Raw genomic sequence first — 13837 nt, forward strand, 5'->3', positions numbered from 1 at the left:
TAATAAAAATTATCTTAATAGAATGAATGGAGGGATTGGAATGTTTGAAAAGATAGAACAAAGTAGTAAATTTATAAATTCTAAAATTAATATAAAGCCTAAAGTTGGTCTAATATTAGGTTCTGGGCTTGGTGATTTAGCAAATGATATAGAAGATTCTGTCATAATTAAATATAGCGAAATTCCAAATTTCCCTGTTTCAACAGTAGAAGGACATGCTGGGCAACTTGTTATTGGAAAGCTTGCAGGAAAAGAAGTAATTGCTATGCAAGGAAGATTTCATTACTATGAAGGTTATTCTCAAAAAGAAGCCACTTTTCCAGTTAGAGTTATGAAAGCTCTTGGAGTCGAAATTATTGTAGTAACTAATGCTGCTGGTGGTGTAAATAAGCAATTTAAACCAGGGGATTTGATGATTATAAGAGACCATATAAATTTTAGTGGTAGTAATCCATTAGTAGGAAAAAATGATGATAGACTTGGAGATAGATTTCCAGATATGTCAGATGCATATTCATGTAAATATATAGATATAGTTAAAGAGTGTGCTAAAGAATACAATATAGATGTAAAAGAAGGTGTATATATGTTCTTTAGTGGACCCAATTATGAAACACCAGCAGAAGTAAGAATGGCTCAAATATTGGGTGCTGATGCAGTTGGAATGTCAACAGTTCCAGAAGTTATAGTAGCAGCACATTCTAATATTGATGTTATTGGTATATCTTGTATAACTAATATGGCTGCTGGTATCTTAAATCAACCATTAAGTCATGAAGAAGTTATACAAACTACTCAAAAAGTCAAATCAGAGTTTTTGAACTTAGTTAAGAGTACAGTTAAGAATTTATAGAGGATTTAAGTAAATTTATTATAAAATAGATAATGTACAATTTGAAAATAATTAATAAGGAGCTGTCTTGATATAGAAAAGTATTTCTAATAAGAGACAGTTTTTTATAATATTATAATATATAAATATGTTTATAAATTTATTTACATTATTACAGGTTAGAATGGAGATTTCAAGTATGAGAATGTATGATATTATAAAAAAAAAGAGAGATAATTTAGAACTTAGCAAAGAAGAGATAAATTACTTTATAGAAAACTATTCTAAAGGAGATATACCTGACTATCAAGCTTCTGCACTATTAATGTCTATTTATTTAAATAAGATGAATAGACAAGAAACTGTATATCTTACAGAGGCAATGATGCACTCTGGTGATATGATAGAGCTTTCAGATATCGAGGGTATAAAAGTAGATAAACACAGTACAGGTGGTGTCGGAGATAAGACTACAATAGCTCTTATTCCTTTAGTTGCTTCATGTGGAGCACCAGTTGCAAAAATGTCTGGAAGAGGTCTTGGACATACTGGAGGAACTATTGATAAATTGGAAGCTATACCAGGTTTTTCTACAGAAATGGATATAAATAAATTTATTGATTCTGTAAACAAGCATAAAATAGCAGTTTGTGGTCAAAGTGCAAAGGTAGCAATTGCAGATAAAAAAATCTATGCTCTTAGGGATGTTACAGCAACTGTAGACAATATATCATTGATAGCATCTAGTGTAATGTCTAAAAAGCTAGCTTCCGGAGCTGATGCAATCGTATTAGATGTGAAAACTGGAAATGGGGCATTTATGAAGACTTTAGAGGAGTCTTTTGAATTGGCAAAAGCTATGGTTGATATAGGTGTTGGTATGAATAAAGATACCATAGGAATTGTGACAGATATGGATGAACCTCTAGGCTTTGCTGTTGGGAACTCTTTAGAGGTTATAGAAGCAATTGAAACCTTAAAAGGAAATGGACCAAAAGACCTTGTTGAATTATGTGAAGTTTTAGGAGCATATATGCTGATTTTAGCAAAAGTTGCATGTAACTTTAATGATGGTATTGAAAAGATACAAGAATCAATAAAATCTGGTAGAGCTATAGATAAACTTAAAGAGTTCATAGAAAATCAAGGTGGAAATAAAGATATAGTTGATGATTATTCTCTATTTAAAGAATCAAAGTATAAGTATCCAATCAAATCAGATAAATCTGGGTATATAAGTAAGATTAAGGCAGAGGATATAGGCATATCAGCTATGATTCTTGGAGCTGGTAGAGAAACTAAAGATGATATTTTAGATTTATCAGCAGGAATAATTTTAGAAAAAAAAGTTGGAGATTATGTAAAAAAGGGTGAAGTTTTAGCATATATGCACTATGATGATGAGAAAAAACTTACACTAGCAAAGGATAGATTCGTCAATTCATATTCTATTGTAGATGAAGAAATAGAAAAAAATAAATTAGTATATGGTATTGTAACTAAAGATGAAATTAAAAAATTTTAGAAAATTTTAGAAAAAGTGATTATAAAAAGCCTAACATGTTAAAAATAGTGTTAGGTTTTTTATTTTTTTGAAAAGTTTGAGAAGTATTAAATATATAATAATAAAAATATATTTTAAAGTATTTTTTTATAATATAAATAAGTTTATTCGACAAGATGATTGAAAATTACAGTGCTTAGTTTTATAATAGAAAATGGACAAATATACATAAGGAGTAGATTATATTATGAATTTTAAAAAAAATAGATTGAAAATAGTAGCATTAATAGTTGTTATTTTAATTGTTGTGGTAGGTATATTTGTGTCTATGCAAATAGGTCCTTATGACAAAAATAACAAAGAAGATGTAATTATTGACATTCCAAGTGGAGCATCAGTTGGAAAAATATCTGACATACTATATGAAAATAAATTAATAAAAAATGAATTATTGTTTAAATTGATAGTAAAAGTAAGTAATAAGGCACCATCTATAAAATCAGGAACATATTTACTTAATCAATCGTATTCAAATAATGATATAATAAGCCTTTTAGCTTCAGGAAAAATATATCATGATGGTGTAAAAGTAACTATTCCAGAAGGGTCTACATCTAAAGAAATTATATCAATATTAGTAAATAAAAACTTAGGAGATAAAACTACCTTTGAAAATCTAATAAAAAAACCTCAAGAGTTTTATGACAAGTTTACATTCTTAAAAGAAGATGGAATAACTTCTTTAGAGGGATTTTTGTATCCAGAAACATATTATTTTAATTCAAAGAAACAATCAGAGGAAGATATTTTAAATGAAATGTTAAACGTATTTGATAGTAAATATACAGACAAATTTAAAAAGAAACAAAAAGAATCAAAGATGACTCTTCAAGAAGTAATGGAGATGGCTTCAATAATTGAAAAAGAAGCTGTACTTGATAAAGATAGACCAATAATTGCAAGTGTATTTTACAATAGACTTAAAGTAGGTATGCCTCTTCAATCAGATGCAACAATACAATATATATTTGAAGAAAGAAAGAAAATTGTAACTTATAATGATTTAAAAATTGATTCACCATATAATAGTTACAAAAATAAAGGATTACCTCCTACACCAATATCAAATCCTGGTATAAAATCTATTGAGGCAGCACTTTATCCAGATAAAACAGATTACTTGTATTTTGTAGCAAAGATTGATGGAGGAAATAACTATAGTACAAACTATCAAGACCATTTAAAATATGTTAAAGAGTACAAGGAAGCGAGAGATAAACAAGGTAAAGATACAAAAACAACAAATAATGAAAATACCACAAAATAAACAATGATTATAAAAAGTCTAACAGGGTAAGAATAATGTTGGGCTTTTTTATTGAAAATTGTTATTCTTAGATTTATAATAAAGAAAGTGTAAATATACAGAGCAATATGAATTTAAAAAATAATAAATTAAGACAAAATTTTGATGTTTATTATTTTAGGGAGTGTTTTTATGAGTAATATAGTTAATGACTTGGTTGAAGATTATATAAGAGTAACATTAAAAGAAAAAGAAGGACTTTTAAAAGATTTGGAAATTTATGCTGAAGAAAATAGTGTTCCTATAATACACAAAGAAGTTTCAGACTTGTTAAAAGTTTTATTAAAGATTCAAAAGCCGAAAAGAGTTTTAGAAGTAGGATGTGCAATTGGTTATTCTTCTATTTTCTTTGCAACAATCATAGGAAAAGGTGCAGATATAATAACTGTTGAAAGAAGCGAAAAAATGATAGAAAAAGCAAAAGAAAATATAAAATTAGCTGGATTTGAAAATAACATAACTATACTAGAAGGAGATGCAGAAGAAAAATTGAGTCAAATCCAAGGTGAATTTGACCTTATATTTATAGATGCAGCAAAAGGTCAATACAAGCTATTTTTTGATTTAGTTATAGATAAGCTAAAAGATGGTGGACTATTAGTTTCTGATAATATTTTATATAAAGGAATGGTTGCACATGATGATTTTGTTGTAAGAAGAAAGAAAACCATAGTAAAAAGAATGAGAAATTATTTAGATTATATATGTAATTGTGATTATTTGAGTACATCATTGATACCAATCGGAGATGGTGTGGCATTAAGTTATAAAGAAAGTAAAAGAGGTGACGTAGATGGAATTAAATAAAGTTGAACTTTTAGCTCCAGCAGGTGATTTGGAGAGATTAAAAATAGCTATAACATATGGAGCAGACGCTGTCTATATAGGTGGAGAAATCTTTGGAATGAGGTCTGCTGCAAAAAACTTTAGTAAAGAAGATATGGCAGAAGGTGTAGCTTTTGCACATGAGAGAGGGAAGAAAGTCTTTGTAACAGTAAATATAATACCTCACAATGAAGATTTCCTACAATTAGAAGCTTATTTATTGGAGTTAGAAGAGATAGGAATAGATGCAGTTATAATAGCTGACCCAGGTGTTCTTAGTGTAATTAAAAAAGTAATTCCAAATATGGAAATACATTTAAGTACACAAGCAAATACAACTAATTATCTTAGTGCCAATTTTTGGTATGAACATGGAATAAAAAGAGTTGTAGTGGCAAGAGAATTATCATTTGATGAAATATCTGAAATAAGAGCTAAAACACCTTTAGATATGGATATAGAAGCTTTTATGCATGGAGCTATGTGTATCTCTTACTCAGGAAGATGTTTGATAAGTAATTATATGACTGGAAGAGATGCAAACAAAGGTTCTTGTGCTCAATCTTGCAGATGGCAATATCATTTAGTTGAAGAAAAAAGACCTGGTGAATATTTCCCTATATATGAGGATGAAAGAGGTACATTCTTTTTTAACTCAAAAGATTTGTGTATGATAGAATACATACCAGAATTAATTAAATCTGGTATAACAAGCTTAAAAATAGAAGGAAGAATGAAGACATCATATTACGTAGCAACAGTTGTAAGAGCATATAGAATGGCAATAGATGAATTTTATAAGGACCCTGAAAACTGGAAATTTAATCCTATGTGGATGGAAGAGTTGAAGAAAGGGAGCCATAGACATTTCACATCAGGTTTTTACTTGAATAAGCCAACAACAGAAGACCAAAATTATCAATCAGCATCATATGTTAGAAACTATGATTTTATAGGTATAGTTAGAGAGACAGAGGATGAAAATGGGCTTATTGTAGTTGAACAGAGAAATAAAATGTGTGTTGGTGATGAAATAGAAGTTATGGGACCTTATAAAGAAACTATGTTTACTAAAATAGAAGAAATGTACAACGAAGAAGGAGAGCCTATAGAATCAGCTCCTCACCCTAGACAGATAGTTAAGTTAAAACTATCTGTAAAAGTTGAGAAAGATTATATGCTTAGAAAAGTTATAGAAGAAAAAGTTGAAGAGTAATAAAAATTTAATAAAAATAGTATTAGCCCCTTAGAAATTGTCAATAATGAAATTATCTAAGGGGTGATTTCATGTCAAAAAAGAAGACTCCATTTTTTAAAAAAGTGGGAAAGAGAAGCTGGTATATATTTACTATAATTTTAATAATTTATAGTGGTTTAATATATAGGCTAGTTGATATACAGGTATTAAAAGGTGATAAGTACAAAAAAAATGTTGAATCGCAGAGTGTTGAGAAAGTAGAGTTAAATAGTGGACGAGGCATAATTTATGATAGAAATAATAAGAAACTTACAGATACAAGTAAAGTTCAGATTTTAGTTGTTGAGAAAGAAAAATTAAATAACAACTATAAAATACTGGAACTTGTTAAGAAGGCTACGAAGATGGATGATTTGGAAATATATAAAATTATACAAGAACAATTGGCACATCCTATAATACAAATTCAGACCGAAAATATTGATAATAGCATGAAAAAACAACTTGAGAAGAATGGTATAATGTTAGAAGAAAAGACTATGCGATATTCACAGGATGGTTTATTATCACATACAATAGGTTATATAAAAGATGATGATAAATCAGGTCAATTGGGGATAGAAAAAAGTATGGATAGTGTGCTTAGAAACTCAAATGAAAAATATATAAGTGCCTTTAAAGCAGGAGATGCGGGAAACGAAAAATCTCTAAATATTTTAAAGGGAAGTGTAAAAACAATTGATGAAAAAGATAAAGATAAACATTTAAAAACTACTATTGATTATGATATTCAAAAAAATTTAGAGCAAATACTAAATAAAGAAGAAAATCCAACAGCAGCAGTGATTTCAGACGTATCTACAGGTGAAATTCTTGCTATGTGTTCTAGACCTAATTTTGACCAAAATAACATAGCAAAGAGTTTAAAGAGTAAAAATGGAGAATTTGAGAATAGAGTCATAAAATCGACATATCCGCCAGGTTCTGTGTTTAAGATGGTAGTGCTATTTTCTGCGCTTGAAAATGGAGTTGTAGATGAGAATTATACCTATAATTGCAAAGGTAAAACTAAAGTTGGAAATAGTAATGAAATATTGCGATGCAATAAACTAGATGGACATGGTCTTCAATCCTTACAGCAAACTTTTTCTAATTCATGTAATCCAGCATTTTTAGATATAGCAATGAAAGTTGGTAAAGAGAAGATATTAAAATCTGCTGAAAAATTACATTTATTTGAAAAGGTTGATATTGGTCTTGATGAAGAACGAATTAGAGAAGCTCCAAAAAATATATCAATACGTAATTTAGCTATAGGTCAAGAAAATATAGAATTTACACCACTCCAAATAAATCAAATGACCCAGATAATAGCTAATAATGGAACATTTGAACCATTATATTTATATAAAAGTCTTGTAAATAATGATATGGAGACAGTAAAAACCTATAAGTCTTCAAAAAAAGAAGAAATTATTTCTCCTTATGTATGCACACAAGTAAAAGAAATTATGAAATCTGTTTCTAAAGTTGGAACAGCTAAAGTCCTAAAGGATTTAGAAGGAGGATGTGGGGTAAAAACTGGTACAGCTCAAAGTAGTCTGAATAAAAAGCCAATAGATCATGGTTGGATAACTGGATTTTATCCAGAGAAAAGACCTAAGTATGTAATAACTGTGCTAGTAGAAGGAACTCAAAAGGAAAGTAAATCAGCAATACCTATATTTAAAGAAATATGTGAAAGTATAAAATAAAGTCATGTATTATAAAATTTAAGGATATATCGTAATTTTAATTTTTAGGCAAGTTGTTTTGTCTAATGTTATACGATATATCCTTCTAAAAATATAATATTAATTTTCTTGAACAAGCTCTTTTTCTAGTTTTTTAAGAGCTTTTTTTTCGATTCTGGACACATATGATCTAGAGATATCAAGTCTTTGTGCTATTTCTCTTTGAGTTTTATACCCATAAGGAGTTAACCCGTATCTTAACTGGACAATTTCTCTTTCTCTAGGAGTAAGGATTTTGTTAAGTTGTTCATATAGTTTTCCAACTTGAACTTTTAACTCAACTTCGTCAAGAACATAGTTGACATCTGTACCAAGTATATCCAAAAGACTTATTTCATTACATACTACTCTTTATATGTTATTGGTATTACTGGTCTTCATGTAATTTCAAATGAACCATTAATTCAAAAGAATCTAGTTTTTGTTCTTTAGATTTGTAATAAACTGCTTTATCAATTACAGATTTTAGGAGTTTATTTTTTCCAAGTAAATCTGAATCGTGGTAAAGTGATAGTACAGTTTTAATATCTTCTATCATTTTAGCATTATCTTTTTTAACAGTATTTAATTTATTTTTTACTGTCTTGATTGAATCTTTAATTTCCTCAGTTCTTGAACTTATATTATTAGACCTTTCAATAAATGTATCTTCATCATATATTCCTCGCTCCAATAAATCATATAACTTATTTTTTTGCTTACTCAATTCTTTTAATTCAGTTTCTAAGCTTTTTAATACTCGCTTTTGAAATTCTATATTGCTGTCTTTATTATTTTTATCTAAGTCTATATCAGATGCTTTTAATTGATATTTTTTTACAGTGTCTTCCAAAGATTTTAAAATGGCAGCTTCAATAAATTCAAAGCGAGAACTTTTATTACAACCAGGATGATAACAAATTATATAGTCGTGGTCTGCATATGGTCTATGTACTAATGGTCTACCACAGTTTTTGCAAATTATTATTCCTGCAAGTGGATTTTTTATTTGATTACCATAGCTGATGTGACCATTTTTTTTGAGTATAGTTTGAGCCTTTTTCCATGTTAATTCACTTATTAAAGGTTCATGCTTTCCTTTTGCCTCAATCCATTCATCTTTAGGTCTTAGCTTAACTGTTTTTATTTTGTTTGGATTTTTAGATTTTTTATAGTCCTTTTTTTGCCATTGAATATATCCACAATAAACTTTATTTTTTATTATATTTGTGATTGCAGAGTTATACCAGTTAGCACCTGTAGCAGTTTTAATGCCCAAGTTATTTAGATATTTTGATATTTTACTACAACCCATATCCTCATTAATATATAAGTCAAAGATAGTCCTAACTACATCAGCATCATTATTTGGTATAAGTATTCTTTCTTTTCTGCCTGTTGTTACAGCATCATATCCAAATGGAGCAGAAGTTCCTATGAAATTACCTTCTTCAACTGATTTTATTCTTCCTCTTTGCATACGTCTAGATATAAGTTTTAGCTCTTTTCTTGCCATAAAGGCTTCAAATTCTGAATATTCTTCATCAAATTCATCTGTTAGGTCATATGTTTTTCTAGGTGTTATAATTTTGGTTTTACTTTCTTTAAAAGTTTCTAATATTATACCTTGGTCTTTCATATCCCCACGACCAAGTCTGTCTAAGTCCATAACTAAGACGGAATCGTATTTATTTTCTTCAACTTCCTTTAGGAGTTCAATCATTTTAGGTCTATGTATTATACTTTCACCAGAAACTAGCTCTTCTTTTATCTCAGATACATCCAAGTTTTGTTCTTTTGCTAGTTTTAGTAGGGTTGATTTATGTCTACTTAAAGTTTCAAATTCTCCTTGTTTTTCTGCCTCTTCATCAGCACGAGATTTTCTTAAGTATATAGCAACACTCATATAAATAATCACACTCCTTGAATATATTATATATTATATTAAGTATATAAGGGTATAATTTATGATAATTAAAACTTGATATAATTGTAAAAATAGTATGAAAATTTCGCATGAATCGACAGCATTCAGTAGGTAAATATAGTATAATTCAATTGAAAACAATTTTTAAGGGGGAATTATATGTGTAATTTCAAAAAAATACTAGGTTTGTTTATGATAATTATGTTATCAGTTTCTGTGGGAGCATGCTCTAGTGGGGGAGATTCAAAAGATGAAAGCAAAGGTAAGGACAAGCAATTTATCGAGGATTTAGGAAAAGGTTTAAAAAAAAGATGGGATTTGGCATCTAAAGAAGAAGCTGGAACATTAAACTTAGAGCAGAATGAAGCTTATGAAAAATTTGTAGAAGCAGAAATGGATGCTGTATCAAAATATAAAGATGCTGAGTTTGAGAGCCCAGAACTTGGTAAATTGGCAAAAGATTATATAAAAGCTCTTGAAGATTCAAAGGAAGCCATAAAATATTATTCAAATGACCCATTGAAGTTTTCAGAACTTTGGGAAAAGCCTTATAATGAGAGAAGTACAATATTGTTGACTTTAGTTGACAAGTTTGGTTTGAAAGTAGATGAAAAAGAGTTTAAGGTATTAAAAGACAATGCACAAGTTATAAATGAAGAAAATGATTCAAAAGAAAAAATTGATGCTATGGTAAAAGGTATAAAATTTGAAAAAGTAAAAGATGAATATGATTGGAAGACTTATCAAGCTACTGTAGAAAATACAGGTGATTTAGATCTTCAAGACTTTTACTTAGATATAAATTTAATAGACAAAGATGGTGTAATAATTGAGACACAAACATCAACATCAGTAAATGGAACTTGGAAGAAAGGTCAAAAAGTTAGACTTGAGTTTAATACAGATAAGGATTTTGAAAAAATAGAGTGGACGCCTCATTATTCTGCAAACAATTATAGTATAACTGAATAGATAATTTATATCTAAAAATATATAGAAAGTATTAGCTAATTTAAGAGGATAGATTTTTAGTCTATTTTTAGTAAGACTATATAACTATTTTATATTAATTCAGCTACATGAAAAGGATGTATAATAATCAATGTTAATTTAGTTAATATTTATATTAAGTAATAATTTTCCTAATTTATGACAACTTTTTTCTATAAAGTGTTATATAATTTAAGTGAAAATATTTAGGAGGGGAAGATATTATGAAAATTAAAAAATTATTAACAATAGGGTTATCTTTATCTATGTTTATTGCTAGTTGCCCTATATCTGCAAATGCACTTGATAAGATTGATACAATTAAAGGTGTAGATAAATATGAAACTGCTGGACTTATCGCAGATAAGCAAAACTATACAACAGCTATACTGATTAATGCAGATAGTACAATGGCAGATGGATTATCTGCAAGTGGGCTTGCAGGTAGTACAAATGCACCTATTCTTTTAACTAAGAAAAATAGTATACCAAATGCTACACTTAAAAGAGTAGAAAAGGCAAAAAAAGTATATATAATTGGAGGAGAAAACTCTATTGATAAAGCAACAGAAACAGTTCTAAAAGATAAAGGGATAGAGATTAAAAGACTTCAAGGTAGTGATAGAATTAAGACAAGCTATGATGTTGCAAAAGAAATAAATTCAATTAACAAAGTAAATAAAGTGATATTGACTAATGCTTTTAAAGGAGAACCTGATGCAATGAGTGCTGCACCTGTAGCTGTTAGAGATAAAGCAGCTATAGTATTAACTGATGGAAAAAGTGTATCATTTAATACAACTGGTGTGGAAAGTTATGTAATAGGTGGCACTTCATCAATGAATGACAAACTAGTTAATGATACTAATTCAACTAGATTGGGCGGGACTGATAGATATGATACTAATGAAAAAATAATAAATAGATTTTATAGTGGAGTAAAAGAATTTTATATAGCAAGTGGTACTGATTTAGTGTATGCGCTTGTTGGCTCTACTATTGCTAAAAATAATGCTATTGTGTTAGTTGATAATGATAGTAATAAAAGTGTATTGAAAAGTACAACTAAATTAACTGCTATAGGAAATTTGAGTGATAGTATATTACAACAGTGTTTAAATGTGACAAAAAATATAGGAGATTCTAATACTGGAAGACAATATAAAGTAGAAGATGCTGCTAATGCAGTAAAAAAATTGCTAGGTGTAAATAAGTTTTACTATGAACCTAATTATTCAGAAGATGAAGATTTAATATTTATACTAGATAAAAACTTTGCTTTTTCAGGAAAAGAGTACTATGCATTTGCTTATATCAAACAAGGCGCAGAGGGTGATGTTAGATATTGTGTAGAAAAAAATGATATGAGTAAAGTTTATACATATGATGTTAATGGTAATATGAAAGTATGTAATCCTGATGATTATAAAAATAAAGAAAGTATAACAGAGGAACAAGCAAAACAGATAGCATTAAAAGAATGTGCGAAGAGACATAAAATCAATATCAATAACTTAATAGTTGATATGATAGATTTTAGAGATGATATATATAGTGGTAATGTTTATGCTGTTAAAATCAATTCAAAAAATAGCAATGGAACTTTTGGCTGGTTTTTTATAGATATAAAAACTGGAAAAATTTATAACTAAAATTAGAATATCTAAGTGTACATTTTTTATTAGATAGATTACCAAATTATGTTATAATCTTTTTAGCAAGAAGATGTAATCTACAATTTATAGAGTGGAGTTCATACAAACAAAAGATTATCCTCCCAACAAAAATGGAGGGAGGTGATTATGTATGGATAATTTTTTACTGAGCATATTAGCTAGTATTCTAGCTAGCTATATAGTTTACTTAATAAGTAAGTTATTTAGAAAATGTAAAAAACCACTCAAAGCTGGCACTAAGAGTGGTTGGGAGTTTGATTTAAAAATCAAATTCCATAAATTCAAATAATATCATTTATGATGAACTCCACTCTACTGCTAAATAGATTGTAGTTCTTCTTGCTTTTATTATATCACAAGTTGGTATAAATATTCAAAAATAATAATTTTATATTGATTAATTAGAGAAGGATAGAGTAGGTTAAACTACTCTATTTTTATTTATGAACTACACTTTACATTGATTTTATTATACTCAATTTTTTAATATAGAATTTTAAAATTAAATACATCTTAAAAATATTAAGTATAAGACAAGTTTATAGCCTCATATTTTATAATAAGGGGTGATATTGTGAAAATACTACAACAATTTAAACCATTTAAATATGATGCTGAAAAAGATATAGAATATGATGAGAAAATCATAGCTAATCAAAATACAGAAGTTTATATAATATATCCACGTATCTCTGATGAAGAAAACAAAAGAAGATGGAATGAACTTGATGCTGTAGCTAAAGAAATAGCTATTAATATAGCAATGAAAAAAGCTGAGACAGTTGAAAGTTAAAAAAATAGAGAAGTTGCTAATACTTAGCACTTCGCTGTAAAGAAATTGGACAAGTATTTTCATAGAGTTTTGATAACATTTTTGTAAAGTATATAATACCTAATAATTAGAGCCTTAGTTATTCAGTTAAAAAATAGTTCATTGGAGTTCAAGGTTTTAGAAGTTAGGTAGCAATAATATTTATGTAACATCATCAATAAATTATGAAAAAGAGTGTAAGAAAACAAAAAAGATAAATCATATCTATGAAGATTCACCTTTTTATATGAGAAAATCATCATCCTATTTTGAATCAATATCTTTAAACTGGATAGTAATTTATTATCACTGTTTTCAATGTTTTTTTTCCTTGATTATGGTATGTATGTGTTGATTCGGCTGAAAAACAGATAGAGTCATTTTCTTTAAGTTGATAAACAGAATCATTTACTTCTAATCCTAACTGACCTTCTAGAATCATAATATATTCTTGAGATTTTTCAGAATGACCAATAGATGTATAACTATGACCTTCCTCTAGTTCCATTTGAAATAATTCAAAATTTCTAGTTGGTGTATTAGGATAATAACAATAAAGACGATAGTCTTCATTTTCTGAAATTTGAACATCTATGTCAGATTTTGAAACAATAAAAGTTTTATCTTGTGGTTGGTCAAGTATTGCAGTGTATGGTACATTTAGTCCATTTGCAATCTTCCAAATTGTGTTTACTGTAGGATTAGAATCACCCTTTTCAATTTGTGATAGCATTACTTTACTTACACCAGATAATTCAGCAAGTTGACCTAAACTTAAATTACGTTCATTACGTAATCGATTTAAATTTTTTGCAATAATAGTATTAATACTCATATGTACTCCTTAAATTGTAAATTATTGACAAATATAATTTACGAATGTATAATTTATTTAACATTATTTCTAATTTATGAATGCATAATATATTAAATGTT

Annotated in this window: 13 protein-coding genes; 10 read left to right on the top strand and 3 right to left on the bottom strand. The window is 28.1% G+C overall.

Annotated features, from left to right (window positions below; all coding sequences use genetic code 11):
• Positions 1 to 40: 40 nt before the first annotated feature.
• The 6 genes from IC213_RS09420 to IC213_RS09445 all read left to right on the top strand — a co-directional run bounded on the left by IC213_RS09420 (position 41) and on the right by IC213_RS09445 (position 7479).
• Positions 41 to 853, top strand: coding sequence for a purine-nucleoside phosphorylase (locus IC213_RS09420; RefSeq protein WP_227434144.1), 813 nt, complete (start codon positions 41 to 43; stop codon positions 851 to 853).
• A gap of 178 nt (positions 854 to 1031) precedes the next feature.
• Positions 1032 to 2357, top strand: a complete 1326-nt coding sequence (locus IC213_RS09425; RefSeq protein WP_227863028.1) for a pyrimidine-nucleoside phosphorylase — start codon at positions 1032 to 1034, stop codon at positions 2355 to 2357.
• Positions 2358 to 2583: 226 nt separating this feature from the next.
• Positions 2584 to 3663: an endolytic transglycosylase MltG gene (gene mltG, locus IC213_RS09430; protein ID WP_227482211.1), complete on the top strand. Its 1080-nt coding sequence runs from the start codon at positions 2584 to 2586 to the stop codon at positions 3661 to 3663.
• Between the two features lie 171 nt (positions 3664 to 3834).
• Positions 3835 to 4509 (top strand): O-methyltransferase, encoded by a 675-nt coding sequence (locus IC213_RS09435; protein ID WP_227434147.1) that lies wholly within the window; start codon positions 3835 to 3837, stop codon positions 4507 to 4509.
• Positions 4496 to 5743 (top strand): peptidase U32 family protein, encoded by a 1248-nt coding sequence (locus IC213_RS09440; protein WP_227482212.1) that lies wholly within the window; start codon positions 4496 to 4498, stop codon positions 5741 to 5743. Before IC213_RS09435 ends, IC213_RS09440 begins: the two co-directional genes overlap by 14 nt.
• A 71-nt stretch (positions 5744 to 5814) precedes the next feature.
• The gene (locus IC213_RS09445) at positions 5815 to 7479 is read left to right on the top strand and encodes a peptidoglycan D,D-transpeptidase FtsI family protein (RefSeq protein WP_227482213.1); all 1665 of its coding nucleotides are present in this window, start codon (positions 5815 to 5817) and stop codon (positions 7477 to 7479) included.
• 99 nt (positions 7480 to 7578) lie between these two features.
• On the opposite strand, the gene IC213_RS09450 is transcribed toward IC213_RS09445, so the two are convergent.
• Both IC213_RS09450 and IC213_RS09455 read right to left on the bottom strand, forming a co-directional pair.
• Positions 7579 to 7842, bottom strand: a complete 264-nt coding sequence (locus tag IC213_RS09450) for a sigma-70 family RNA polymerase sigma factor (RefSeq protein ID WP_413927177.1) — start codon at positions 7840 to 7842, stop codon at positions 7579 to 7581.
• Between the two features lie 43 nt (positions 7843 to 7885).
• Complete coding sequence (locus IC213_RS09455; protein WP_227437633.1) at positions 7886 to 9403, bottom strand: recombinase family protein; 1518 nt, start codon at positions 9401 to 9403, stop codon at positions 7886 to 7888.
• Positions 9404 to 9583: 180 nt separating this feature from the next.
• Here IC213_RS09455 and IC213_RS09460 point away from each other — a divergent pair, with 180 nt between their 5' ends.
• From IC213_RS09460 to IC213_RS09475, 4 genes are all read left to right on the top strand, one after another.
• Positions 9584 to 10396: an FxLYD domain-containing protein gene (locus IC213_RS09460; protein ID WP_227863029.1), complete on the top strand. Its 813-nt coding sequence runs from the start codon at positions 9584 to 9586 to the stop codon at positions 10394 to 10396.
• 242 nt (positions 10397 to 10638) lie between these two features.
• On the top strand, positions 10639 to 12066 hold the full coding sequence (locus tag IC213_RS09465; protein WP_227863030.1) for a cell wall-binding repeat-containing protein: 1428 nt from the start codon (positions 10639 to 10641) through the stop codon (positions 12064 to 12066).
• 154 nt (positions 12067 to 12220) lie between these two features.
• On the top strand, positions 12221 to 12379 hold the full coding sequence (locus tag IC213_RS09470) for a type I toxin-antitoxin system toxin (protein ID WP_227437628.1): 159 nt from the start codon (positions 12221 to 12223) through the stop codon (positions 12377 to 12379).
• Between the two features lie 285 nt (positions 12380 to 12664).
• The gene (locus tag IC213_RS09475) at positions 12665 to 12883 is read left to right on the top strand and encodes a hypothetical protein (protein ID WP_227437625.1); all 219 of its coding nucleotides are present in this window, start codon (positions 12665 to 12667) and stop codon (positions 12881 to 12883) included.
• A 301-nt stretch (positions 12884 to 13184) separates the two neighbouring features.
• Here the strand turns inward: IC213_RS09475 and IC213_RS09480 are convergent, their stop codons facing one another.
• Positions 13185 to 13736, bottom strand: coding sequence for an XRE family transcriptional regulator (locus IC213_RS09480; RefSeq protein ID WP_227482217.1), 552 nt, complete (start codon positions 13734 to 13736; stop codon positions 13185 to 13187).
• Between the last annotated feature and the right edge of the window lie 101 nt (positions 13737 to 13837).

The sequence above is a fragment of the Clostridioides sp. ES-S-0049-02 genome, from assembly GCF_020658465.1.
In the GTDB taxonomy this organism is placed as follows: domain Bacteria; phylum Bacillota; class Clostridia; order Peptostreptococcales; family Peptostreptococcaceae; genus Clostridioides.